The organism is Allobosea sp. (assembly GCF_036675845.1).
Lineage (GTDB): Bacteria > Pseudomonadota > Alphaproteobacteria > Rhizobiales > Beijerinckiaceae > Allobosea.
Genome location: NZ_JAKFED010000175.1, coordinates 17,453 through 41,652 on the forward strand (window position 1 = coordinate 17,453; position 24,200 = coordinate 41,652).

Sequence of the window (24,200 nt, forward strand, 5' to 3'; positions counted from 1 at the left end):
GCTGCCGGGACGAAAGGGCTGCCATGTCGTTCGCCTATCATGCCTATGAAGCGGTTCATATGATGGTCAGCCCGGCGCGGGCGCTGTCCGACGCCATGCAGCTCGCCTTCAGGAATCCGGCGAATCCGCTGACCTACACGCCGTTCGGACGCTCCGTCGCCGCCTCCTGCGAATTGTTCGAGCGGACGACGCGGCGCTATGGCAAGCCGGCCTTCGGCCTGGCGGAGACCACGGTCGGCGGCGTCAAGGTCGCGGTCGAGGAGCGCGTCGTCTGGCAGCGCCCCTTCTGCAACCTGATCTATTTCGACCGCCAGAGCGCCCAGCGGCGCAAGCCCCAGCCCAAGGTCCTGCTGGTCGCGCCGATGTCGGGGCACTACGCCACGCTGCTGCGCGGCACCGTCGAGGCCTTCCTGCCCGACCATGAGGTCTACATCACCGACTGGACCGACGCCCGGCTTGTGCCGGTCGCGGCCGGCAGCTTCGATCTCGACGACTATATCGACTACGTCATCGCCATGCTGCAGAAGCTCGGCCCCGACACCCATGTCATGGCGGTCTGCCAGCCTGCGGTACCGGTGCTCGCCGCGATCGCCCGCATGGAGGCCGAGGGCGACGCCAATGCGCCGCGCTCGATGACCCTGATGGGCGGGCCGATCGACACCCGCCGCTCGCCGACCGCCGTCAACCAGCTCGCCATGGAGCGGGGCACCGACTGGTTCCGCCGCAACTGCATCACCCGGGTGCCGTTCCCGCATCTCGGCGCCTTCCGCGAGGTCTATCCCGGCTTCCTGCAGCTCTCGGGCTTCATGGCGATGAATTTCGACCGGCACCTGACCGCGCATTACGACATGTACAAGCACCTGGTCGACGGCGACGGCGATTCGGCCGAGAAGCACCGCGATTTCTACGACGAGTACATGGCGGTGATGGACCTGACGGCGGAGTTCTACCTCCAGACGGTCGACACGGTGTTCGTCCAGCACGCCCTGCCGAAGGGCGAGATGATGCATCGCGACAAGCCGGTCGATCTCACCGCGATCCGCGGCGTCGCGCTGATGACGGTCGAGGGCGAGAAGGACGACATCTCCGGCGTCGGCCAGACCAAGGCGGCGCACGACCTTTGCGTCAACATCCCCGCCGAGATGCGGGTCGAGTACCTGCAGAAGGGCGTCGGCCATTACGGCGTCTTCAACGGCTCGCGCTTCCGCTCCGAGATCGCGCCGCGCATCGCCGACTTCATGCTGACGCTCGACATGAAGGCCGCCAGCGAGCGGCGCAGCGACAACGCCAAGACCGCCCGCAAGGCGCTGAAGGTCGCGAGCTGAGGCGGCGGGCTACCGCCGGGGTGGCTTCGGCAGCCGCTTCGCCTCGGCGGCAAGGTCGGCGATGTGCTCGTCGGCCTCGCGCTGCCGCTCCAGCTTTCGCTCTCCGTCGAATTTGAGATAGCCGCGCTCGGCATGGGCCTTGGCCTCCTCGGCACGGACTGAGCCGCCGCCTCGCAGCACGGCGCGGCCGAGATTCTGCAATTGCCCGTCGAGCAGCCGACCGGCATCCTCCATCAGGACGAGGCGGCCGATGGCCAGCTGATCCTCGAAGATATCGAGCAGGATCGAAGTGAGGCGGTTCAGCTCCTTGATCTCCGCCTCGGCGAGATAATTCTTCGATATCACCACATCCTGCTTGCGGATGTTGTCGTTCGGCCAGCTCCTCAAGCCCATGTTCGGCGCTTCGCCATCGGCGCGCGCCGCCACGATCTCGGCCGGTGTGTGCGAGGTCACGGCATAGACCAGCTTGGCCTGGACGCGCTGGTAGAATTCGCGCGCGGCAGCGGCCGAGCCGTCGTAGTCCTGGCAGAGCGAACAGATCTGGCGCAGTTCGCGATAGAGGTTCGCCTCGTCGGAGCGAATGTCGCGGATGATCTCGCGCAGCTCGGCGACACGGTCGGCGCTATCGGGATTCTTGAGCCGCCTCGCATCGACGACGAAGCCCTTCTTCGCGAACTGGACGAGAATGCCGGTGGCCCAGCGACGGAACAGTGTCGCTTGCGCGGAGGAGACCCGGTAGCCAACGGAGATCACCATATCGAGGCTGTGGAGGGTCACTGGGCGGTCCGAGCCAGCAATATGCACTTTCTGCATATTGCTCTCCTCGGCCAATTCGCCTTCCGCGAGGATGCTGCCGATATGCCGGGAGATGACGGATTGATCGCGGCCGAAAAGCCGGCTGATCTGCGCCTGCGTCATCCAGAGCGTCTCGCCCTCATAGCGGATGTCGATCCGGACGCCGCTATCGGTCCCGTAGACGAGGAAAAGATCGCCGGTTTCGGTGTCTTCTTCCAGCCGCACCGGTTCGGTCTGATCCTGCGCCATACTAGCCTCTGGTTCCGAGAATAGAACAAATAGAATACACGGGCTTTGCGCGAGGCAAGTGGCGCGCAGCGACTGTGCACAATCCAGACAGAGATCTTCGTCGACGAGGCGCACGCGACCCGTCTCCACCGCCCCTTCCGCTTCCCGCGCGAATCCCGCACAATCGCGGCGATGCGGTTCTCCCTGTTCAAGCGGCAGCCCGATCCCGACCTGATCGAGGTCGCGCATGCCGGCATGCTCTATCCGGTCGCGGTCAAGCGGCGCGCCGCGGCGCGGCGCCTGACCCTGCGGGTCTCGCAGGCGACCGGCGAGATCACCCTGACCCTGCCGGAGCGTGTCGACTTCGCCAGCGGCCGCAGCTTCGCCGAGAAGCATGGCGGCTGGATCGCGGCGCGGCTGGCAAAGCGCCCGGCAGGAGTTCCGTTCGAGCCGGGCGCGCTGGTGCCGCTGCGCGGCACGCCGCACCGCATCGTGCACTGGACGAAGGTGCGCGGCCTCACCCGCGCGACGCGCTCCAGCGAGGGCGAACCGATCCTCGCCGTCTGCGGCGAGGCGGCCCATGTCGCGCGCCGGGTCAAGGATTTCCTGCGCCGCGAGGCGCTCGCCGATCTCGAGAAGGCGGTGCGGATCCATACCGCCGCCCTCGGCATCCCGGCCCGCAAGATCACCATCCGCGACACCACGAGCCGCTGGGGCTCATGCTCGTCGAAGGGTCATCTCAATTTCTCCTGGCGGCTGATCCTGGCGCCGCCCCTGGTGCTCGACTATCTCGCCGCCCATGAGGTCGCGCATCTCAAGGAGATGAACCATTCGCATCGCTTCTGGGCGCTGACGCACAAGCTCTGCCCGCGCACCGAAGAGGCCGAGGCCTGGCTGAAGCGCCAGGGCGCCGGCCTGCACGGCTATGGCTGAGCGCTCGGAACGCCCTCGCGAATCAGCCGCGAGAAGTCGGGACTGTCGAGCGACACCGTCCTGGCCCTCTCGCTGATGCGGCCGAGCCGGACAAGCTCCGCCAGCGGCAGGTCCTGCCTGACCGCACCGATGTCCTTGAGGTAGCCCGGCAGATAACCGGAGAGCACCACGCGCGGGTCGAGCGGCAGCGTGAAGCTCCAGCCCGGCGCCACCGAGCCGACCAGCCGGTAGACCACCGTCGTGCAATTGGTGGCGATCGTGTTGTACCAGCGCGGTTCGCGCGCCAGGCGGTTGATGTCCTCGACATAGGCGAGCAGCACGTCGCGTGCCCGTTCCGGCGAGGCGCGCAGCCGGAACATCCGGACATCCTCGCCGCGCGCATGGGTCCGCAGGCCGACGACATCGCGTTCGTCGGCGGCGACATAGGCCATCTCGTAGACCCGGAAGAAACCGGCCAGCGAGGACCACTCCTCGCCCTTCTCGCGCCGGACCTCGATCGAGAAGGTCAGCGGCAGCGAATCCTCGAAGGTGAAACTGACGAGCAGATGGGCGATCGCCTCACCCGACCAGTAGGACAGGAAGAGATCGACGCCCTCGACCTTGGCCAGATCGTAGCTGCGCGTCTCCCAGCGCTCGTCATAGTCGGCTTCGGTGCGCCAGCGGAAATTGCGCAGGTTGGTTACGGTGAGACGCTCGCCCTCGCGGGCGATCTGCGGAAGCCGGGCGAGCTCGGGAATCCATTCGCGGTTGTGCGAGGGCTGCAGGCTGCTCCACCAGCCGAGCAACCCGACGAACAACACGGCGAAGGAGAGCGGCAGCCGGGGCGCACCGGTCCAGAGGCCGATGGCGCCGGCAAGGCCGGCGAGGCCGAAGCCGATCGCGCCGGCGATACCGGTCGCGCCAGGCAGGCGGAAGACCAGCAGTCCGGCGCCCCACAGGGCGGCGCCGAGAACCACGAGCGTCAGCAGCAGTTGCAGGAGAAACAGAAAGAGGCGGCTCATCGCCGCCTCTCATAGCATGACGTTACGGCGCGCGTTCAAGCCGCGAGCGAATTCGTCGGGGCCGCGGCCTTCACCGCATCGTCGACATGGCCCTCGAATTTCTCGAAGTTCTTGGCGAACATGCCGATCAGGTTCTTCGCCGTCTCGGCGAAGGCCGCCTTATCCTGCCAGGTCTTGACCGGATAGAGGATGTGCGGCTCGACGCCGGGCACCGAGGTCGGCACCGCGAAGCCGAAATAAGGGTCGCGGCGGAAATCGGCACGATTCAGCGAGCCGTCGAGCGCCGCCGTCAGCAGCCGCCGCGTGACGCGGATCGGCATGCGCCGGCCGACGCCGTATTGGCCGCCGGTCCAGCCGGTGTTCACCAGCCAGCAATCGACATGGTGCTTGGCGATGAAATCGCGCAGCAGATTGGCGTATTCCGACGGATGGCGCGGCAGGAAGGGCGAGCCGAAGCAGGTCGAGAACTCGGGCTCGACACCGGTAAGGCCGCGCTCCGTGCCGGCGACCTTGGCGGTGTAGCCGGAGAGGAAATGGTACATCGCCTCGGCCGGGGTCAGCTTGGCGATCGGCGGCATCACGCCGAAGGCGTCGGCGGTCAGCATGACGATGTTCTTCGGCGTGCCGGCGCGGCCGCTGCGCGAGGCATTGGGGATGAAATCGAGCGGATAGGCCGAGCGGGTGTTCTCGGTCTTGCTTTGGTCGTCGAAATCGACCTCGCGCGAGATCGGATCCATCCCGATGTTCTCGAGCACCGTGCCGAAGCGCTGCGAGGCTGCGTAGATCTGCGGCTCGGCCTCGGCCGAGAGCTTGATCGTCTTGGCGTAGCAGCCGCCCTCGAAATTGAAGATGCCCTCCTTCGACCAGCCATGCTCGTCGTCGCCGATCAGGGTACGATCGGGATCGGCCGAGAGCGTGGTCTTGCCGGTGCCGGAGAGGCCGAAGAAGATCGCCGGGTCTTCATTGCGCCCGACATTGGCCGAGCAGTGCATCGGCACGACGCCCTTGGTCGGCAGGGTGTAGTTCAGATAGGTGAAGACCGATTTCTTCATCTCGCCGGCATAGGCCGAGCCGCCGATCAGCACGATCTTGCGGGTGAAGTCGATGGCGATCACGGTCTCGCTGCGGCAGCCATGGCGCTTCGGATCGGCCTTGAAGCTCGGCAGGTCGACAATCGTCAACTCGGGCACATAGGAGGCGATCTCGCCCGCTTCCGGCCGGATCAGTAGGTTGCGGATGAAGAGCGAGTGCCAGGCGAGCTCGGTGAAGACGCGGGCCTTGACCCGGTGGGCCGGGTCGGCGCCGCCATAAAGGTCCTGCGCGAACAGCTCGCGCCCCTCGACATGCTTGCGGAAATCATCGAGCAGCGTCTCGAACTGCTCGGACGAGATCGAGCCATTGTTCTCCCACCAGACGGTGCTCTCGGTCGTCGCATCCTTGACGACGAACTTGTCCTTGGGCGAGCGGCCGGTGTGGCTGCCGGTATCGGCACAGAGCGCGCCGCCTTTGGCGATCTGCGACTCAGCCCGCTTGAGAGATTCCTCGTAGAGCCGCGCCGCCTCCAGGTTCCAGTAGACCGCCTTGAGCCGGCGCAGCCCGAACTTGTCGGCGCCATGGGCGGCGTTGACGTGACCGATGGTCTCCACTGGCAAATCCTCCTGCCGTGTAGCCGCCCGCTGGAACGCCGGCGCTGTGATTGAAGCCGGGTCAGACCCGGGCCTGACCCGTCCGAGCCGAAAGGCGACGAATTCGACGGCTCTTTAGGCGCATGATGGCGCAGGCTCAAGTCGCTTGGAAAGCCTCCGGGAAAACCAAAGCGACCTAAATCGTTTGAATCACCCGGAGTGGTGAATCGTCGCGATCACGCGGCCCGCGCCCTGCCGGCGAGCGCGACCAGGGTTTTACGCAGGGCATCGGGATCGGTCACCGGCTCGTCGAAGGGCAGGCGCAGCGCCTTGTCGCCGAGCGTAAGATCGCAGCCATCGGGGTCGAGGCCGCTGATCCGCCAGGCGCCGTCCCGGGCGCCGAGCAGGGCGCTGGCATAGAGCCTGACCGCATCGGCATGGTCGGCGTTCATATGGGCGATCGCGCCTTCCTCGGCTTCGATCAGCGCCTGCGCCCGCGAGCAGTCGCTGAGGATGTCGGCAGCATCGAGCTCATAGGCCCGGCCGAAGCCGCCGTTCAGGCTAGCGCGCTCGATTCCGAGGGCGAAGAAGGAGAAATCGGGGAAATCGGCATAAAGGGCGGCCTTGGGCTGGCGGGCGAGGAAGCGGCGACGGATGCGCCGGCCGTCCTCGCTCTCGCGCTCGACCTTCTGCGCCCGCACCAGCAGCGTGATGCGCGGATGGGCGAGCGGATCGCCCTTGCCGCCGGGCGCGATCAGCAGCGAGGCGCGCGGATCGGCCTCGAGATTGGCGGTATGGCCCGAGAGCGCGGAGACCAGGATCAGCGGCGTGCCGTCAACATCGGTGGCGAGGCTCGCCAGGCTGGCGAAGGGATGGCCCTTGGCGGTCAGAGTCGCCAGCGCGGCAGAGCGCGCGCTGCGCAGCAGGGTCTTCGCCAGACCGCGCGCCTTCGCGTCGGTCGGCCGGATCGGCTCGATCGCCATGGCACTTTTCCGTTCCTGCGGGGTTTCCTCCGACGAAGACGTAGCGAAACCGCCTTGGCTTGGCTAGATTGCAGCCATGCTTTGGCCGTTCTCGCGCGAGAGTGGACCCTTTGATTGCAACATCGAAAGATGAAAACCTTATGCCAACCATTGCGCTGGTCGACGACGACCGCAACATTCTGACGTCGGTCTCCATTGCGCTCGAGGCCGAAGGCTATCGGATCCTGACCTATACCGATGGCGCTTCCGCGCTCGACGGGCTGAAGCAGAACCCGCCCGACCTCGCCATCTTCGACATCAAGATGCCGCGGATGGACGGGATGGAGCTGCTGCGGCGCCTGCGCCAGAAATCCGACCTGCCGGTGATCTTCCTGACCTCGAAGGACGAGGAGATCGACGAGCTCTTCGGCCTGAAGATGGGCGCCGACGATTTCATCCGGAAGCCGTTCTCGCAACGCCTGCTGGTCGAGCGCGTCAAGGCGATCCTGCGCCGCGCCGGCGCCAAGGACGCCAGCGCGCCGGCCCGCACCGAGGATGCCAAGGCGCTGGAGCGCGGGCTTCTGCGCATGGACCCGGAGCGCCATACCTGCACCTGGAAGGGCGAGCCGGTGACGCTGACCGTGACCGAGTTCCTGATCCTGCAGTCGCTGGCGCAGCGGCCGGGCGTGGTGAAGAGCCGCAACGCCCTGATGGACGCCGCCTATGACGACGAGGTCTATGTCGACGACCGCACCATCGACAGCCACATCAAGCGGCTGCGCAAGAAATTCAACCAGGTCGATGCCGAGTTCGACATGATCGAGACGCTCTACGGCGTCGGCTACCGCTTCAAGGAGAGCTGAGACCGGCATCGGTGCCGCCGATAACGGATTCACAGGCTCGCATGGCGAGGGTATGAGCCGGTTATGGCGACGACCGAACAGGATGGGGCCCGCCCGATGGGGCCAGGCTGGGCCGCGACGCTGCGCCGCCGGCTGGCGCTGATCGGCCGGCGGGCGCTGCGCGCCGTCTCGGCGCGGGCTGCCTCGAGCCTGACGCGACGCATCGTCGTGCTCAACCTCGCCGGGCTCGTCGCCCTGCTGGTCGGCTTCCTCTATCTCAACCAGTTTCGCGAGGGCCTGATCGAGGCGCGGGTGCAGAGCCTCTTGACCCAGGGCGAGATCATCGCCGGCGCGATCGCGGCCTCGGCCACGGTCGAGACCGACACGATCGCGATCGACCCCGACAAGCTGCTCCAGCTCCAGGCCGGCGAGAGCGGCTCGATCGCCGAGGACCCGCTCGACTTCTCGATCAATCCCGAAAAGGTCGCGCCGCTGCTGCGCCGGCTGGTGACGCCGACCAAGACCCGGGCCCGGATCTACGACAAGGACGGGATGCTGACGCTCGATTCGCGCAATCTCTATTCGCGCGGCGACATCATGCGGCTCGACCTGCCGCGTGTCGGCGAATCCGACGAGCCGCCGCTGCTGGAGCGGACCTGGAACCTGTTCCGCAACCGGCTCGGGCGCGCCGACCTGCCGGTCTATGACGATTTCGCCAATGCCAACGGCAAGTCCTATACCGAGGTCGCCCGCGCCCTGAACGGCTCGCCGGCGAGCGTGGTGCGCGTCAACACCCGCGGCGAGACCATCGTCTCGGTGGCGGTGCCGGTGCAGCGTTTCCGCTCGGTCCGCGGCGCGCTGCTGCTCTCGACGCAAGGGGGCGACATCGACAGCGTCATCGCCTCTGAGCGCTACGCCATCTTCCAGGTCTTCGCCGTCGCCGCCGGCGTGATGATCGTGCTCTCCGTCCTGCTCGCCGGCACCATCGCCGAGCCGATCCGCAAGCTCGCCGACGCCGCCCAGCGCGTGCGCCGCGGCGTCAAGTCGCGCGAGGAGGTGCCCGATTTTTCCAGCCGCCATGACGAGATCGGCCATCTCTCGGTCTCCTTCCGCGAGATGACGCGGGCGCTCTACGACCGGATCGAGGCGATCGAGAGCTTCGCCGCCGACGTCGCCCATGAGCTCAAGAACCCACTGACCTCCATGCGCAGCGCCGTCGAGACCCTGCCGCTGGCGAAGAGCGAGGAGTCGCGCGGACGCCTGCTGGCGGTGATCCAGCACGATGTGAAGCGGCTCGACCGGCTGATCTCCGATATTTCCGACGCCTCGCGCCTCGACGCCGAGCTCGCCCGCGACGACGCCGTGCCGCTCGATGTCGCGCAGCTGCTGGAGACGGTGGTTTCGGTGCAGAACCAGACCCGCCATGAGGGCCAGCCCAAGGTCGAGCTTTCGGTCGAGCGGCGCGGACAGCGGCCGGCGGCGCCGGCGGGAAGCGGCGCCTTCCGCGTGCTCGGCCATGATTCCCGCCTCGGCCAGGTCATCGTCAACCTCATCGAGAACGCCCGCTCCTTCTCGCCGCCGGACAAGCCGGTCAGGGTCAAGCTCTCGCGCGTCGCCGGCGATGTGCTGATCACCGTCGAGGATGACGGGCCCGGCATTCCGCCGCATGCGCTGGAGCGGGTCTTCGAGCGCTTCTACACCGACCGGCCGGAGCATGGCTTCGGCCAGAATTCGGGCCTCGGCCTGTCGATCTCGCGCCAGATCATCGAGGCGCATCGCGGCGCGATCCGGGCCGAGAACCGCTATGAATCCGCGCAGTCCGAGGGCGAGGACAAGCGCCTCGGCGCCCGCTTCGTCGTGCGCCTGCCGGCGGCGCCGCAACCGGCATGAACGCCATGCGGCCGAAGAACCTGCATGCGAAGAACCTGCACGCGCAAAACTTGCACGCAGAGAACCTGCACGCCAGCGCCGTCGCGATCGGCGAGGCCGGCATCCTGATCCGCGGCGCCTCGGGCGCCGGCAAGTCGAGCCTGGCGCTGGCCCTGATCGGGCTGGCGCGAGCGCAAGGGCGCTTCGCCCGGCTGGTCGCCGACGACCGCACCGCGATCGCGCCGAGCGCCGGCCGGCTCGTCGCCCGCCCGGTCCCGCCGCTGGCCGGGCTGATCGAGCGGCGCGGGCTCGGCCTGACGCCGGAGCCGCATCTTTCCGCCGTCGTGATCCGCCTCGTCGTCGACTGCGGCGCCGAGCCGCAGCGCATGCCGGAGCCGGAAGAACTGGTCGAAACCCTGGCCGGCATCGCCCTGCCGCGGCTGCAGGTGCCGGGCCGGGCCGGCGACGAGCGCCTGGTGCTGGCCGCGCTGGCGCTGTTCGCCGAGGCCGGTTAAGCCAGATTCGTCAAGTTCAAGACAAGCGCTTGCCTATCCTTCGCACCTGCCGCATAAACCGCGACCTTGTCCGGGCGCCACAGGCGCTCTCCGGTGGTGTTGAATGATCGGACTCGTGCTTGTGACGCATGGGCACCTGGCGACGGAATTCCGCGCCGCCCTGGAACACGTCGTCGGCCCTCAAGCCAACCTCGCCACCATCGCCATCGCGCCCGATGACGACATGGAGGGGCGCCGTCGCGACATCATCGCCGCGGTCGAGCAGGTCGAGACCGGCAGCGGCGTCATCGTCCTGACCGACATGTTCGGCGGCACGCCCTCGAACCTCGCCATCTCGGTGATGGAGCCCGGCCGCATCGACGTCGTCGCCGGGATCAACCTGCCGATGCTGATCAAGCTCGCCAGCGTGCGCGAGGAGAAGACCCTCGACGAGGCCGTGACCAGCGCCCAGGATGCCGGACGCAAATACATCACGGTCGCCAGCCGCGTGCTTGCAGGCAAGTGAGGGCCGAATTGGACGAGATGCGCGAAGAGGATTGCGACTGCCCCGAGGTCGAGATCCCGGACGGCGCCATCCATGGCGAGTTCCTGATCGTCAACAAGAAGGGGCTGCACGCCCGCGCCACGGCGAAGTTCGTGCAATGCGCCTCGAACTTCGACGCCGAGATCACCGTGACCCGCTGCGGCGAGACGGTGGGCGCGACCTCGATCATGGGCATCCTGACGCTCGGCGCCGGCATCGGCTCGACCATCACCGTGGTGGCCAGGGGAGCCGATGCGCAGCCGGCCCTCAACGCACTGGAAGCGCTCATCGCCGACAAGTTCGGCGAGGGCGAGTAGCAGGCACATTTGACCGGCTCGCGCCGGCCTCAGAATTCGAGGCCTCAACCTTGTGCGGGGCATCTTCGAAACAGGTGCTCAAGCCAAGGGCCGTTTTCGAACGAAGAGGCTTCCAGTGACCGACCGGACGAGTCGTTTCGGCTATTCCAACCACGCCGCCGCCATGCTGGTCGAGCGTGACATCGCGCGCGAGTGGGTCGAACGGACGATTCTCAGTCCCGATCAGGTGGAGTCCGATCCCAGGCACGTCCAACGGACAAGGGCATACAAGGCTGTTGCCGGAACGCGACGGAAGAGTTCTGCGTGTGGTATATGCTCGGTCAGGTCAGGCCTATCGCGTGATCACGCTCTTCCTCGACCGGGGCCGCAGACAATGAAGACCCATTACGATGCCGAGACCGACGCGCTCTATCTTCGTTTCGCCGAGGCGCCGGTGAGCGAGAGTGAGGAAGTGCGTCCCGGCATTGTCTTCGACTTCGATGCCGACGGCAGGATCGTCGCGGTGGAAATCCTGGACGCCAGCGAACATCTCGCAAGCGGCGCGGATCTTACGAAGCTGGTTGCGGCCTGAGTTCGGTCGGCAAATCCCAAGATCAAGACGAGAGCACCGCGCCATGGCCGGGCACGGAGAGCTCGGCTTGAGTATGGCAGCGCATATAAAGACATCTTTATATCTTTGATTGCGTTCCGGCGCCGTCGCTGCTAGAGAGCCGCGCATCATTCAGCGCGACCATTGGAGCAGCCCCCGTGTCGAAGCAGGACTACGTCGTCAAGGACATCACGCTTGCGGATTATGGCCGCAAGGAAATCAACATGGCCCAGGACGAGATGCCGGGCCTGATGGCGATCCGCGCCGAGCACAAGGGCAAGGCCCCGCTCAAGGGCGCCCGTATCGCCGGCTGCCTGCACATGACGATCCAGACCGCGGTGCTGATCGAGACGCTGACGGAACTCGGCGCCGATGTGCGCTGGTCCTCCTGCAACATCTTCTCGACCCAGGATCATGCCGCCGCCGCGATCGCCGCCACCGGCGTGCCGGTCTTCGCGATCAAGGGCGAGACGCTGGAAGAGTACTGGGAATATGTGCTGCGCACCGCGACCTGGGGCGATGGCGGCACGCCGAACATGATCCTCGACGATGGCGGCGACCTGACCATGCTGATCATCCTCGGCGCCGAGGCCGAGGCCGGCAAGGCCGAGTTCCTCGACAAGCCGGGCAATGAGGAAGAGACGATCTTCTTCAAGCTGATAAAGCGCGAGCTGAAGGCCAATCCGGGCTGGTTCACCAAGACCCGCGCCGCGATCAAGGGCGTCTCGGAAGAGACCACCACCGGCGTGCACCGGCTCTACGAGCTCGCCAAGGCGGGCCGCCTGCCCTTCCCGGCGATCAACGTCAACGACTCGGTCACCAAGTCGAAATTCGACAACCTCTATGGCTGCCGCGAATCGCTGGTCGACGCCATCCGCCGCGGCACCGACGTGATGATGTCGGGCAAGGTCGCGGTCGTCGCCGGCTATGGCGATGTCGGCAAGGGCTCGGCCGCCTCGCTGCGCCAGGCCGGCTGCCGCGTCCTCGTCACCGAGATCGACCCGATCTGCGCGCTGCAGGCGGCGATGGAGGGCTACGAGGTCGTCACCATGGAGGAGGCCACCGCGCGCGGCGACATCTTCGTGACGGCGACCGGCAATTGCGACGTCATCACCGTCGACCACATGCGTTCGATGAAGCACCGCGCCATCGTCTGCAATATCGGCCATTTCGACTCGGAGATTCAGGTCGCCGGCCTGAAGAACTTCAAGTGGGACAACGTCAAGCCGCAGGTCGACGAGATCGAGTTCCCGAACGGCAAGCGCATCATCCTGCTCTCGGAAGGCCGCCTGGTGAATCTCGGCAACGCCACCGGCCACCCGTCCTTCGTGATGTCCTGCTCGTTCTCGAACCAGACGCTGGCCCAGATCGAGCTGTGGAAGCACCACGCCAAATACGAGAACAAGGTCTACACGCTGCCCAAGCACCTCGACGAGAAGGTCGCCGCGCTCCACCTCGCCAAGGTCGGCGCCAAGCTGACCGTGCTCACCGACGCCCAGTCGAAATATCTCGGCGTCGCGCAGGCCGGCCCGTTCAAGCCGGAACTCTACCGCTACTGAGCGGCAGTTCCCGGCAAACCGACGAAAGCCCGGCCTCGCGCCGGGCTTTTTTCATGGACCGCCCGTCGCCCTGCTATCGGGCAGCGGCGGCCGGCGCTTCACCCGGCATATCCTCATCGGCCAGGACGGCCTCGATCACGTGCCGGATGTCATGGGCGACGAAATCCGCGTCGGCCGCCGCGGCGTTCTCATCGGCTCCGCCCGTCTCCGCCGCCTCGCGCCAGAATACCAGGCCGACCCGCAGATCGGGCCGCGCCCGCTTCAGGCGACGCACGAGGAAGCGGCCATGGCGCAGCGAATCCCGGCTCAGCAGGCAGATCAGGGCCACCCGGGTGTCGTCGAGCGGCAGCGCCCGCAGCCTTGCCGGCTCGAGATCGGCGAAGCTCGCGCTCGAGGCCGATGCGCCCTGATGGTCGAGCGCCTGGGCGAGCATGGCCGCGCTCGCATCGTCCAGGGTGTTCCGGCCGCCGAGGCAGAGGATTTTCCGGCCGTCCAGCACAGGCGGGCTGGTTTCCTCGTCCGGTTCCCCGCCGTCCTCGGGATCGCCGTCCTTCCCGGCTTCCTCCACCCCGGCCCGCGGCTCGACCAGCTCGCCCAGATTGGCGATCACCGACATGGCCGTCGCCGAGACGGCCTTGCGCTGCTCGGCGTTCATGACGCCGCGCGCCCGGTCGCGCTCGGCCAGGATCAGGGCCGGGATCGCGACCTGGCTGTAGATCTCGATCAGCGACTGCTCCTCGAGCAGTTCGTCGAGCTGGTCGGTGGCCTCGTCGGGATCATTGGCGAGCAGCCGCTGATAGAGCCTGGTCTGCGGGTCGAGCACGGGCTCGGTGCCGAACAGGACCTCGAAGAAGCGGAACTGCGGGACATGCTTGCCCAGCACGACGAGGCAGACGGTCAGCGGCGTCGACAGGACCAGCCCGACCGGCCCCCACAGCCAGGTCCAGAAGATCGCGGCGACGATGATGGCGAGCGGGGAAAGGCCGGTCCGGGAGCCGTAGAGCCAGGGCTCGACGACATTGTTGCTGATCAGCTCCATGCCGATGAACAGCGCCGCGACCCAGAGCACCAGAGACCAGTCCGGCGAGACCGCGATCGCCAGGAAGAGCGGCAGGACCATCGAGATGACCGGCCCGATATAGGGCACGAAGCGCAGGATGATGGCGAGCGCGCCCCACAGCATCGCATTGGGAATGCCGATCAGCCACAGGCCGATGGCGATCGGGATGCCATAGGTGATGTTCACCACCAGCTGCATCAGCAGATACCGCCCGACGCGGCTGCCGGCGTCCTGCAGGGCCTCGGTCGTTCGGTGCAGGTCGCTGTAGCCGACCAGGCGGATGAAGCGGTCGCGCAGATCCTCCCGCTCGAGCAGCATGAAGATCACCACCACGATGACCAGCCCCGCCGTCGCGAGCGGGCCGATCAGGGGCAGGATCATGCTCGTCAGGATCTGGATCGGCTTTTCGGGCGTGTAGATCTCGACGAGAAGCGGATCTGGCGGGCGCGCGCTTTCGGCGGGCTTGCCGGCATCCTCCCTCTGGTTGATCTCCTTGCCGACGCGCTCGACGGCGTCGGTGATCCGCTTGATGACGCCGCTGCCGTCGCCGGAATCCTTGACCGACCTGATCTTGGTCAGGATGTTCGACTGATAGGTCGGCAATTGCTGCGCAAGCTCGGTGACCTGCGTCACGACGACGAAGCTGAAGGCCGAAATCGCGATGAAGGCGGCCGTGACGGCGGCGATCACCGCCGGCATGCGCGGAATGCCGGTTTTGCGGATGAGCGACACCACCGGCGCCAAGGCGAAGGTCAGAAGCACCGCGATGGCGAGCGGCATGAACACCTCGCGCGCGAAATACAGCACCGCGATCGCGCTGAGGAGCACGAGCAGCGGCGGCAGGGTCTCGGGCATGATCGGCGGGCCGGAGAGAGGTCCCCCCGTCCCCGAATCCGGCAGGCGTCCCTGCCCATTGTCGCGCCCGGCTGCCATCGTGCCCCCCTGCGTGTTCGAGGCGACAACGCTCTGGAACCAGGAATGATCCTGACCGGTGAAGCCGGCGGCGCGGCTGGTCCCAAACCGCTCGAACGGCCCTGGGCGCCCAGAGCCGCATCGCGGCGCCGAACGAACCGAATGCAGTCGCGCTCGATCCGAAGATGGGCGGTTTTCCCGGCCGATCGCAAGCCCCGGCGCCACCGTCATGCTTTACCGTCGATTAAGCACTTCCTGCCGGACTCTCGCGATGATTAGAGTGGCAGTGATTCGGACCGACGACCGGCCAGGCGGGTTGCGGCCGGATCTCGTTCACAAGTGGCTTTGCGGCGTTGCGGGCGTGGACATTTCCCGGAGCCGTGGCGCGTGCGCGCAATGGCGGCCGCCCTACCCGATTCCGGCCATCCGAGGCTGGCCGAACGAGATGACGGAAGCGATGATGAGACGTGCAAGGCAGTTGGGGCGACGATTGGACGGAGCGGCGACCCGCCTCGTCCTGCCCGGCCTGGCCGGCGGCCTGAGCCCGACCCCGGCCCTGGCGCAGGCCGAGGGCCTGTTCTCGCTGCACGGCGACACCCTCAGCGCCGGCGGCCTCTCGCTGATGTTCACCGGCCTCATCGTCTTCGCCACCACCACCTCGATCCTCTACATCCGCGAGCGGGCGCGCTGGCAACGCCGCGAAGCCGAGCTCGCCGCCGGGCTGGAGGCGGTGCGCGGCCATCAGGAACGGCTCGCCGCCCTGCTCGCCGCCGATCCGCAGGTGGTGCTGAGCTGGGACGGCCCCGGCGCCAAGCCGATCTTCGAGGGCGATAGCGGCTTCCTCGGCGTCAGCGGCGCCGCCATGGCGCTGGCCTATGGCTCCTGGGCGGCGCCGGCCGAGGCCAAGCGGCTGGAAGTCGCGACCGAGGCGCTGAAGGAGCGCGGCGAGGCTTTCGCCTTCACCTTCAGGGCCAAGGGCGGGCACTATGTCGATGCCGAGGGCCGCCCGGTCGCCGGCCGGGCCGTGATCCGCCTGCGCGAGGCCAGCGGCGAACGCGCCCGGGCGCTGAACCTGCAGGACGAACTCGTCCGGGTCGGCACCGACCATGCGACGCTCGCCGCGCTGCTCGCCAGCCTGTCCCAGCCGGTCTGGACGAGAGGCGCCGACGGGCAGCTGAACTGGGCCAACGCCGCCTATGCCCGCGCCGTCGAGGCGACGGACGGCGCCGAGGTCGTCAAGAACGGCCTCGAGCTGTTCGACCGTTCCGAGCGCGAGGCCGCCGCCAAGGCGCGCCAGGAGGGCCGCGCCTTCACAATGCGGGCTCCGGTCGTGATGGCCGGCCAGCGCCGCATCGTCGATATCCTGGAGGCGCCGACGCCGTCGGGCTCCGCCGGCATCGCCACCGATATGAGCGAGCTGGAAGCGGTGCGCGCCGATCTGCAGCGCCAGATGGACGCGCATGTGCGCACGCTCGACCGGCTGAAGACCGCGGTCGCCGTCTTCGACGCCTCGCAGCGACTGGTCTACAACAACAGCGGCTACGAGACGCTGTGGTCGCTCGACCCCGCCTTCCTCGAAAGCCGCCCGAGCGATGGCGAGATCCTCGACCGGCTGCGCACCGAGCGCCGCCTGCCCGAGCTCGGCGACTACCGGAGCTGGAAAGCCGGCGTACAGGCCGCCTATACCGCGACCCGCGCCAGCGAGGACTGGTGGTACCTGCCCGATGGCCGCACCATCCACGTCGTCGCGAGCCCGCATCCGCAGGGCGGCGTGACCTATCTCTTCGACGACGAGACCGAGCGCTTCACGCTCGAATCGCGCTTCAACGCGCTGTCGCGCACCCAGCGCGAGACGCTCGACTCGTTGCGCGAAGGCGTCGCCGTGTTCGGCTCCGACGGGCGCCTCAAGCTCTCCAACCCGGCCTTCTCGCAGCTCTGGAAACTCGATCCCGAGCGCAGCGCCGGCGCCCCGCATATCGACGAGGTCGTGACCTTGTGCCGGCCGCTCTTCCCGGAGGACGGGGTCTGGACCGAAATCCGCAGCGCGGTCGCCGGCGTGCGCGACGCACGCGAGGATTATCGCTGCCACATGGCCAGGCGCGACGGCTCGGTGCTCGACTGCACCGCGGCGCCGCTGCCCGACGGCGCGACGCTGATCACCTTCGCCGACGTCACCGCCGGCGTGAATGTCGAGCGGGCGCTGACCGAGCGCAACGAGGCGCTGGAGAAAGCCTCGCGGCTGCGCGACGAGTTCGTCCACCACGTCTCCTACGAGCTGCGCTCGCCGCTCACCAACATCATCGGCTTCGCGCAGCTGCTCGGCGAGGAGACGATCGGCGCGCTCAACGAGAAGCAGCGCGACTATGCCGGCCACATCGTCCGCTCCTCCGGCGCGCTGCTCGCCATCATCAACGACATTCTCGACCTCGCCTCGATCGACAACGGCGCGCTGGCGCTCGACATCGAGGAAGTCGACGTCGCCGAAACGATCGCGCAGGCGGCGACCGGGCTGCAGGACCGGCTGAGCGACAGCAAGCTCAGGCTGCAGGTCGAGATCGCCCCCCATACCGGCCCGCTGCGGGCCGACGGCAAGCGCCTGCGCCAGATCCTGTTCAACCTGATCTCCAACGCCATCGGCTTCTCGCAGCCAGGCCAGACCATAAGGGTCAGCGCCGGGCGCGTCGGCGGCGAGATCCGCATCACCGTCGCCGATGACGGCCGCGGCATTCCCGACGAGGTCAAGGAAAAAGTGTTCGACCGCTTCGAGAGCCATTCGCTCGGCTCGCGCCATCGCGGCGTCGGCCTCGGCCTGTCGATGGTGCGCTCGATCGTCGAGCTGCACGGCGGCCGGATCGAGCTCGATTCGGCGCCGGGCGCCGGCACCCGCGTCACCGCCGTCTTCCCGCCGGAGGGCATGCGCATCTCGGACGCTGCCGAATGAGCGACGAAGCCGCGAAAGCGGGCACACACATCCTCGTCCTTCCCGACGAGGCCGCGACGACGAGACTGGCGCGCGACATCGCCGACATCCTCAAGACCGGCGACATCGTCGCGCTCTCGGGCCATCTCGGCGCCGGCAAGTCGCTGCTTGCCCGGGCGATGCTGCGGCGGCTGGCCGAGAACCCGGCACTCGAGGTGCCGAGCCCGACCTTCACTCTGGTCCAGAGCTACCAGACCCGGGGCGGCGACCTGCTGCTCCATGCCGACCTCTACCGCGTGCGCAGCCCCGACGAGCTCGACGATCTCGGCCTGATCGAGGATCTGGAGCGGGCGATCACCCTGGTCGAATGGCCCGACCGCGCTGGCGCAAGGCTGCCGGCCGGGCGCCGCCTCGACATCGTCATCGAGGTCGATCCCGAGAATCCGGAGAGCGGGCGGATCGCCACCCTGTCGGGCGGCGTACTCTGGCGCGCCCGCCTTTCCATCGCCATCGGCGCGCGCCGGCTGATCGACGCGGCCGGCTGGAGCGAGGCCGACCGCGACTTCATGCTCGGCGACGCCTCCAGCCGCGCCTATGAGCGGCTGACCCGGGAAAACGGCGAAAACGCGATCCTGATGATCTCGCCGCCGCGCCCGGACGGGCCGGCGATCCGGCACGGCAAGCCGTACAGCGCCATCGCCCATCTCGCCGAATCGGTCGACGCCTTCGTGGCGATGGACAAGGGCCTGCGCTCGCTCGGGCTCTCGGCGCCGCATATCCTGGCGCAGGACCTCTCGACCGGGCTGCTGCTGATCGAGGATCTCGGGCCCGGCCTGGTGATCGACGAGAACGGGCCGATCCCGGAACGCTACGAGGCGGCGGCGCGGCTGCTCGCCGAACTGCACCGCCACGCCTTGCCGACGATCCTGCCGGTGGCCGAGGCGCGCGACCATGTCATCCCCGACTACGACCGCGAGGCGCTGGCAATCGAGACCGAGCTGGTGCTCGACTGGTATGCGCCGCATATCGCCGGTGTCGCGCTGCCGGCGGTGACCCGGGCCGAGTTCGGCCGGATCTGGGACCGGCTGTTCGACGAGATCTTCGCGAGCTCCACGACCTGGACGCTGCGCGATTACCACTCGCCCAACCTGATCTGGCTGCCGGACCGGGTCGGCCATGCCAGGCTCGGGCTGATCGACTTCCAGGACGCGGTGCTCGGCCACCCGGCCTATGACCTGGTCTCGCTCGGCCAGGATGCGCGCGTCGACGTGCCGGCGGAGCTGGAGCTGAAGCTGCTGGCGGCCTATGCCGGGGCGCGGCGCGGAAACGACCCGGAATTCGACCTTGCCGGCTTTGCCGGCGCCTATGCCATCCTCGGGGCGCAGCGCAACACCAAGATCGCCGGCATCTTCGCCCGCCTCGACAAGCGCGACGGCAAGCCGGGCTATCTCAAGCACCTGCCCCGGATCGAGACCTATCTGCGCCGCGATCTCGAGCATCCGGCGCTGGCGGAGCTGAAGGCCTGGTACCAGGCGCATCTGCCGAAGCTGTTTGCCGGGCAGGCGGAGACGGCTGCCGAGCCGGCAGAGGCCGGAGCCAAAGGCGAGCAAGATCCGGCGCCGCCCGAAAGCGTGTGACGCTGGCGGCGGCCACCGTCGTTGCGGGCGGAGCGAAGCAATGACGGGCCGATGGCCGCCACGGGGCTTGAGCAATCGCGCCCGCCATGGCTGATAGGCTGCTGCGCGGGACGGGCAGGAGATTCGCTTGATGCAGATGGAAGCGCCGCCGGTCCGCCGGGCGATCGTGCTCGCGGCCGGGCTCGGCCAGCGCATGCGCCCGATCACCGACACCCTGCCCAAGCCGCTGGTCGCGATCGGCGGCAAGACCATGCTGGACCATGCGCTCGACCGGCTGGCGGAAGCCGGGGTCGAGCAGGCCGTGGTCAATGTCCACCATCTGCCCGAGCGGATCGAAAGCCATCTCGCCGCGCGGCTTCAGCCGGGCATCGCGATCTCGGACGAGCGCGGCCTGCTACTGGAAACCGGCGGCGGCGCCAAGAAGGCGCTGCCGCTGCTCGGCCAAGAGCCGTTCTTCAGCGTCAACGCCGATTCGCTGTGGAGCGAGAACGGCGTCTCCAACCTCGCCGCCATGGCGGCCGCCTGGGACCCGGCGCGGATGGACCTGCTGCTGCTGCTGGCCGAGCGCGAGGGCAGCGTCGGCTTCGACGGGGCCGGCGACTTCTTCCGCGACGGGCAGGGCCGGCTGGCAAGGCGCGGCGCGGCCGCCAACGCCCCCTTCGTCTATGCCGGCGTCGCGATCCTCAAACCGGAGCTGTTTGCCGATACGCCGGAGGGCTCGTTCTCGCTCAACCTGCTGTTCGACCGAGCGATCGCTGCCGGCCGACTCTTCGGCCATGAACTCGACGGACGCTGGCTGCATGTCGGCACGCCGGAGGCGATCCCGCTCGCCGAAGCCGCCTACGCCGCCCATCAAGGCTGAGGGCGATGGCCGCGCTCAAGCTGTTCAGCATCCCGGCCGGCGCCCCCTTCCTCGACGTGCTGGCGCAGGCGCTGCTGGCCGGGCGCTTCGGCAAGGCCTTCGATCCCGACGACCCGGCGGCGCTGTCGCGCACCACGCTCTACCTGCCGACGCAGCGCGCCGCCCGCGCGCTCGCGGCGATCCTCTCGGAAAAGCTCGGCGGCCGCGCTTTGCTGCTGCCGCGCATCGTCCCGCTCGGCGATGTCGACGAGGCCGAGACGGCGCTGATCGCCGGGGCCGGGGCCGAGCTGGCGCGCCTCGCGCCGATCGAGCCGCTGCGCCGCCGCTTCGTGCTGACCCAGCTGATCGCGCAATGGGGCAAGGCCGCGAACCGCCGGCATCTGCGGCTCGACCCGGCCGAGCCGGCCCTGGTTCCGGCGACGCTGGCCGAGGCCTGGGGGCTCGCCGGGGACCTCGCCGCCCTGCTCGACCAGATGCAGACCGAAGGCGTCGCGCCGCAAAGGCTGAAAGGCCTCGACGCCGCCCGCTTCGACGAGATCTGGCAGTTCAACGCCCGCTTCCTCGACATCGTCGCCGAAACCTGGCCGGCGATCCTGGCCGAGCGCGGCGAATGCGACCCGGCCGAGTTCCGCAACCGCATGCTGGAGGCCGAGCGCCAGCGCCTCAGTGCCGGCGGTCTCAGCGGCCCGGTGATCGCGGCAGGCTCGACCGGCACGGTGCCGGCGACGGCGCGGCTGCTCGCCGCGATCGCGCGCCTGCCGAACGGCGCCGTGGTGCTGCCCGATCTCGACGAGACCCTGCCCGAGCCAGCCTGGAAGGCGATCGCCAGCGAGCCCGCCCCCTCGCATCCCCAGGCCGCCCTGCATCATCTGCTGGAGGTGACCGGCGCCGGCCGCGACGAGGTCGAGACGCTGGCCCCGCCGGCGGCAGGGCTCGCCGTCCGCCGCGACCTGCTGCGACAGGCGATGCTGCCGGCCTCGGTCACCGATGGCTGGGCCGGCCTCGCCGCGGCACCGGGCGCCGCCGGGGCGCTCGTCGGCCTGCGCGTCGTCGAGGCCGCCGACGAGCGCGAGGAAGCCCTCGTCGCCGCGCTCGCCCTGCGCGAGGCCCTCGAGCGACCGGGCGAGCGGGCGGCGCTGATCACGCCCGATCGCGGCCTTGCCGAACGCGTCGCGGTCGAGCTTCGGCGCTGGGGCATCGTCGCCGACGATTCCGCCGGGCTGCCGCTCGGGCGCTGGCCGGCGGGCGCGCTGCTGCGCCTCGTGCTCGATGCCGTCGCGAGCGAGCTTGCGCCGGCCAGCCTCGTCGCCCTGCTGTCGCACCCGCTCTGCCGCCTTGGCCTCCCCGAAGCCATCCTGCGGCAGGGTGCGGCGACATTGGAGATCGGCACCTGGCGCGGCGAGACGGTCGGCAAGGGTTTTGCGGGGCTGCGCCGCGCCTTCGTGGCGATACAGGACCGGATCGACGCCAAGCATGCACCCCGGCCGCGCCGCAGGCTGACGCCGGAGGATCGTGCCGCTGCCGAGCAGGTCCTGGCCGGGCTCGAAGAGGCGCTGTCGCCGCTGATCGCGGCGCTCGCCCGTCCCGACCCGGTCGCCGTCGCGCTGGCGGAGGCCGCCAGACACGCGGTCATGCTGCTGGGGAGCGACGAGAATGGCGCAGCGCTCGCCTTCCATGGCCCCGATGGCGAGGCCCTGAGCACGCTCTTCGACGAGATCGAGGCCGCAGCGCCGGATGCCCCGCGCGAGGGCCGCGCCCGCGACTGGATCGCGATCCTCACCGGGCTGATCGACGCGCGCGCGGTGACGCGGCGCGAGCCCGGCCATCCGCGCCTGAAGATCTGGGGCCTGCTCGAGGCGCGCCTGCTCGAGGCCGAGCATGTCGTCCTCGGCGGGCTGATCGAAGGCGCCTGGCCGCCGGCGACGCAGACCGATTCCTTCCTCAACCGGCCGATGCGGGCGGAGCTCGGCCTGAGCTCGCCCGAGCGCCGCATCGGCCAGACCGCGCATGACTTCGTCCAGGCGGCGATGGCGGGGTCGGTGACGCTGACCCGCGCCCGCAAGGCCGGCGAGGCCGAGACCATCCCCTCGCGCTTCTGGCAGCGGCTGAAGGCGGTTTCGCCCAAGGACGCCTGGCAGGCGGCGGAGGCGCGCGGGCAGGAACTCTCCGACTGGGCCGCGCTGCTGAGCGCGCGCGCCAACGCGGTGCCGGCAAGCCGGCCGAAACCGGTGCCGGCGCCGCATCTGCATCCGCAGCGCCTCAGCGTCACCGAGGTCGAGACGCTCTACCGCGACCCCTATGCGCTGTTCGCCCGCAAGATCCTGAAGCTCGATGTCCTGCCGGAGATGGTCGAGGATCCGAGCGCCGCCGATCGCGGCTCGCTGCTGCACGACATCGTCGCGCAGTTCGCGCAGACCTATCCCGAACAGATGCCGGCCGGCGCCGCCGGCAGCCTGGTCGAGATCGGCGAAAACCTGTTCCGCGCCTATGACGAGACGCCGGAGGTGCGCGCCTTCTGGTGGCCGCGCTTCCTCTTGATCGTGCAGAACTTCATCGACTGGGAGGGGAGGCGGCGGCCTGAGCTGGCGCGGGTCGCGGTCGAGCAGGAGACGCTGGGCGAGTTCGCCCTGCCCGGCGGCGGCAGTGTCCTTTTGACCGGCCGGGCCGACCGCATCGAGGTGACGCGCACAGGCACGCTCAGGATCATCGACTTCAAGACCGGGGCGGCGCCGAGCGAGGAGCAGGTCCGGCTCGGCTTTGCGCCGCAATTGACGCTCGAGGCCGAGCTCGCCCAGCGCCACGGCTTTCCGCCCGGCATCCTGCCGGCGCCAGTCGAGGCGCTGCTCTATCTCAAGCTCGGCCATGATCCGAAGAGCTGGCAGAAGGACAAGAAGCTCGGCTTCAAGGAGGAGGAGCAGGCCGACGTTACCGCCCGCCATCTCGCCCATCTGCTCGGTCATCTCGCCGTCTTGCGCGCCGGCAAGGAGCCCTATCTCTCGCGCCGCGCCCCGGCCTACATCAAATACGCCAGCCCCTACGACCAGCTCGCCCGCGTCAAGGAATGGTCGGCGGCGCCCGGCCTCGGCCTTGAGGCCGGAGACGAGGCATGACCGCGAACGCCGCCCCCGCCGGCTGGATCATCCCGGCGCTGACGCAGGCGAACCAAGCGCTGGCCGCGGAGCCCGATCTCAGCGCCTGGGTCGCCGCCAATGCCGGCTCGGGCAAGACGCATGTGCTGGTCAACCGGGTGCTGCGGCTGCTGCTCGACGGCGTCGCGCCCGGCCGCATGCTCTGCATCACCTATACCAAGGCCGCCGCCGCCAACATGTCGAACCGCCTCTTCCGGGCGCTCTCGGCCTGGGCGGTGGCGCCGGACGAGGCCTTGCGGACCGAGCTGGCGAAGCTGACCGGAGAGGCGCAAGGCGCTACCGGCCTTGCCCGGGCACGCCGGTTGTTCGCCCAGGCGCTGGAGACGCCAGGCGGGCTGAAGATCGAGACCATCCACGCCTTCTGCACCCGCGTGCTGCAGAGCGCGCCCTTCGAGGCGAACGTGCCGGCGCGCTTCGAGGTCGCCGACGACCTCGCCCAGGACGAGCTGATGCGCGATGCCAGGCGCGAGTTGCTGGCGGTCGCGGCCGCCAACCCCCAGGGCAGGCAGGCGAAGGCCCTGCACTTCATGGCGCAGAACGCCGCGCAGGACAGCTTCGACCAGATCATGCGCGAGGC

The 24,200-nt window shown here is 68.6% G+C and carries 19 protein-coding genes and 1 pseudogene; 15 read left to right on the top strand and 5 right to left on the bottom strand.

All coding sequences use genetic code 11. From position 1 onward, the window contains the following. Positions 1-23: 23 nt before the first annotated feature. Positions 24-1,325 carry a polyhydroxyalkanoate depolymerase gene (locus V6M56_RS19115; RefSeq protein WP_332685954.1) on the top strand — a complete coding sequence of 434 codons (1,302 nt, stop codon included), beginning with the start codon at positions 24-26 and terminating at the stop codon, positions 1,323-1,325. A gap of 9 nt (positions 1,326-1,334) precedes the next feature. Here the strand turns inward: V6M56_RS19115 and rhuM are convergent, their stop codons facing one another. Beyond that, the gene (gene rhuM / locus V6M56_RS19120) at positions 1,335-2,597 is read right to left on the bottom strand and encodes a RhuM family protein (protein ID WP_332685956.1); all 1,263 of its coding nucleotides are present in this window, start codon (positions 2,595-2,597) and stop codon (positions 1,335-1,337) included. Here rhuM and V6M56_RS19125 point away from each other — a divergent pair. Further along, positions 2,541-3,281, top strand: coding sequence for a M48 family metallopeptidase (locus tag V6M56_RS19125; protein WP_332685958.1), 741 nt, complete (start codon positions 2,541-2,543; stop codon positions 3,279-3,281). The genes rhuM and V6M56_RS19125 overlap by 57 nt on opposite strands. Here the strand turns inward: V6M56_RS19125 and V6M56_RS19130 are convergent. The 3 genes from V6M56_RS19130 to V6M56_RS19140 all read right to left on the bottom strand — a co-directional run bounded on the left by V6M56_RS19130 (position 3,272) and on the right by V6M56_RS19140 (position 6,890). Further along, a complete protein-coding gene (locus V6M56_RS19130; protein ID WP_332685960.1) occupies positions 3,272-4,282 on the bottom strand; it encodes an Lnb N-terminal periplasmic domain-containing protein in 1,011 nt (336 codons plus the stop codon). The two genes, V6M56_RS19125 and V6M56_RS19130, sit on opposite strands and share 10 nt — an antisense overlap. Before the next feature lie 35 nt (positions 4,283-4,317). Then, entirely contained in the window at positions 4,318-5,928 is a 1,611-nt protein-coding gene (locus V6M56_RS19135; protein WP_332685962.1) for a phosphoenolpyruvate carboxykinase, read from the bottom strand. A gap of 215 nt (positions 5,929-6,143) precedes the next feature. Next, positions 6,144-6,890, bottom strand: a complete 747-nt coding sequence (locus V6M56_RS19140; RefSeq protein ID WP_332685964.1) for a HugZ family pyridoxamine 5'-phosphate oxidase — start codon at positions 6,888-6,890, stop codon at positions 6,144-6,146. Between the two features lie 140 nt (positions 6,891-7,030). Between V6M56_RS19140 and V6M56_RS19145 the strand changes: the two genes are divergently transcribed. The 8 genes and pseudogenes from V6M56_RS19145 (at position 7,031) to ahcY (ending at position 13,083) form a co-directional block, all read left to right on the top strand. Then, a complete protein-coding gene (locus tag V6M56_RS19145; protein WP_332685966.1) occupies positions 7,031-7,732 on the top strand; it encodes a response regulator transcription factor in 702 nt (233 codons plus the stop codon). Positions 7,733-7,828: 96 nt separating this feature from the next. Continuing rightward, on the top strand, positions 7,829-9,601 hold the full coding sequence (locus V6M56_RS19150) for a stimulus-sensing domain-containing protein (RefSeq protein WP_442881190.1): 1,773 nt from the start codon (positions 7,829-7,831) through the stop codon (positions 9,599-9,601). Between the two features lie 50 nt (positions 9,602-9,651). Further along, entirely contained in the window at positions 9,652-10,095 is a 444-nt protein-coding gene (locus tag V6M56_RS19155; RefSeq protein ID WP_332685970.1) for an HPr kinase/phosphorylase, read from the top strand. Between the two features lie 103 nt (positions 10,096-10,198). Continuing rightward, entirely contained in the window at positions 10,199-10,600 is a 402-nt protein-coding gene (locus V6M56_RS19160; protein WP_332685972.1) for a PTS sugar transporter subunit IIA, read from the top strand. 17 nt (positions 10,601-10,617) lie between these two features. After that, positions 10,618-10,935 (top strand): HPr family phosphocarrier protein, encoded by a 318-nt coding sequence (locus V6M56_RS19165; protein ID WP_442881191.1) that lies wholly within the window; start codon positions 10,618-10,620, stop codon positions 10,933-10,935. 163 nt (positions 10,936-11,098) lie between these two features. Beyond that, a pseudogene (locus V6M56_RS19170) lies at positions 11,099-11,143 on the top strand (hypothetical protein); the annotation flags it as partial. A gap of 165 nt (positions 11,144-11,308) precedes the next feature. Next, the gene (locus V6M56_RS19175; RefSeq protein WP_332685989.1) at positions 11,309-11,506 is read left to right on the top strand and encodes a DUF2283 domain-containing protein; all 198 of its coding nucleotides are present in this window, start codon (positions 11,309-11,311) and stop codon (positions 11,504-11,506) included. A 176-nt stretch (positions 11,507-11,682) separates the two neighbouring features. Continuing rightward, complete coding sequence (gene ahcY, locus V6M56_RS19180) at positions 11,683-13,083, top strand: adenosylhomocysteinase (protein WP_332685976.1); 1,401 nt, start codon at positions 11,683-11,685, stop codon at positions 13,081-13,083. Between the two features lie 73 nt (positions 13,084-13,156). On the opposite strand, the gene V6M56_RS19185 is transcribed toward ahcY, so the two are convergent. Beyond that, positions 13,157-14,998 carry an AI-2E family transporter gene (locus V6M56_RS19185; protein WP_332685978.1) on the bottom strand — a complete coding sequence of 614 codons (1,842 nt, stop codon included), beginning with the start codon at positions 14,996-14,998 and terminating at the stop codon, positions 13,157-13,159. 514 nt (positions 14,999-15,512) lie between these two features. On the opposite strand from V6M56_RS19185, the gene V6M56_RS19190 reads away from it, so the two are divergent. The 5 genes from V6M56_RS19190 to V6M56_RS19210 all read left to right on the top strand — a co-directional run. Beyond that, positions 15,513-17,996, top strand: coding sequence for a sensor histidine kinase (locus V6M56_RS19190; RefSeq protein ID WP_332685980.1), 2,484 nt, complete (start codon positions 15,513-15,515; stop codon positions 17,994-17,996). Next, positions 17,993-19,612 carry a tRNA (adenosine(37)-N6)-threonylcarbamoyltransferase complex ATPase subunit type 1 TsaE gene (gene tsaE / locus V6M56_RS19195; RefSeq protein WP_332685982.1) on the top strand — a complete coding sequence of 540 codons (1,620 nt, stop codon included), beginning with the start codon at positions 17,993-17,995 and terminating at the stop codon, positions 19,610-19,612. The genes V6M56_RS19190 and tsaE overlap by 4 nt, the downstream gene beginning before the upstream one ends. A 130-nt stretch (positions 19,613-19,742) precedes the next feature. After that, positions 19,743-20,474 (top strand): nucleotidyltransferase family protein, encoded by a 732-nt coding sequence (locus V6M56_RS19200; RefSeq protein ID WP_332685983.1) that lies wholly within the window; start codon positions 19,743-19,745, stop codon positions 20,472-20,474. Between the two features lie 5 nt (positions 20,475-20,479). Then, positions 20,480-23,584, top strand: coding sequence for a double-strand break repair protein AddB (addB, locus tag V6M56_RS19205; protein WP_332685984.1), 3,105 nt, complete (start codon positions 20,480-20,482; stop codon positions 23,582-23,584). Then, on the top strand, positions 23,581-24,200 hold a 620-nt coding region (locus V6M56_RS19210; protein ID WP_332685985.1), incomplete at its 3' end, for a UvrD-helicase domain-containing protein. The genes addB and V6M56_RS19210, both read left to right, overlap by 4 nt.

What these genes read in the sequence shown, in the direction of transcription:
- V6M56_RS19115 (WP_332685954.1), top strand. Translation starts at nt 24, where the DNA reads ATGTCGTTCGCCTATCATGCCTATGAAGCGGTTCATATGATGGTCAGC.
- V6M56_RS19125 (WP_332685958.1), top strand. Translation starts at nt 2,541, where the DNA reads ATGCGGTTCTCCCTGTTCAAGCGGCAGCCCGATCCCGACCTGATCGAG.
- rhuM (WP_332685956.1), bottom strand. Translation starts at nt 2,597, where the DNA reads ATGCGCGACCTCGATCAGGTCGGGATCGGGCTGCCGCTTGAACAGGGA.
- V6M56_RS19130 (WP_332685960.1), bottom strand. Translation starts at nt 4,282, where the DNA reads ATGAGCCGCCTCTTTCTGTTTCTCCTGCAACTGCTGCTGACGCTCGTG.
- V6M56_RS19140 (WP_332685964.1), bottom strand. Translation starts at nt 6,890, where the DNA reads ATGGCGATCGAGCCGATCCGGCCGACCGACGCGAAGGCGCGCGGTCTG.
- V6M56_RS19145 (WP_332685966.1), top strand. Translation starts at nt 7,031, where the DNA reads ATGCCAACCATTGCGCTGGTCGACGACGACCGCAACATTCTGACGTCG.
- V6M56_RS19150 (WP_442881190.1), top strand. Translation starts at nt 7,829, where the DNA reads ATGGGGCCAGGCTGGGCCGCGACGCTGCGCCGCCGGCTGGCGCTGATC.
- V6M56_RS19160 (WP_332685972.1), top strand. Translation starts at nt 10,199, where the DNA reads ATGATCGGACTCGTGCTTGTGACGCATGGGCACCTGGCGACGGAATTC.
- V6M56_RS19165 (WP_442881191.1), top strand. Translation starts at nt 10,618, where the DNA reads ATGCGCGAAGAGGATTGCGACTGCCCCGAGGTCGAGATCCCGGACGGC.
- V6M56_RS19175 (WP_332685989.1), top strand. Translation starts at nt 11,309, where the DNA reads ATGAAGACCCATTACGATGCCGAGACCGACGCGCTCTATCTTCGTTTC.
- V6M56_RS19185 (WP_332685978.1), bottom strand. Translation starts at nt 14,998, where the DNA reads ATGCCCGAGACCCTGCCGCCGCTGCTCGTGCTCCTCAGCGCGATCGCG.
- V6M56_RS19190 (WP_332685980.1), top strand. Translation starts at nt 15,513, where the DNA reads ATGATGAGACGTGCAAGGCAGTTGGGGCGACGATTGGACGGAGCGGCG.
- tsaE (WP_332685982.1), top strand. Translation starts at nt 17,993, where the DNA reads ATGAGCGACGAAGCCGCGAAAGCGGGCACACACATCCTCGTCCTTCCC.
- V6M56_RS19200 (WP_332685983.1), top strand. Translation starts at nt 19,743, where the DNA reads ATGCAGATGGAAGCGCCGCCGGTCCGCCGGGCGATCGTGCTCGCGGCC.
- addB (WP_332685984.1), top strand. Translation starts at nt 20,480, where the DNA reads ATGGCCGCGCTCAAGCTGTTCAGCATCCCGGCCGGCGCCCCCTTCCTC.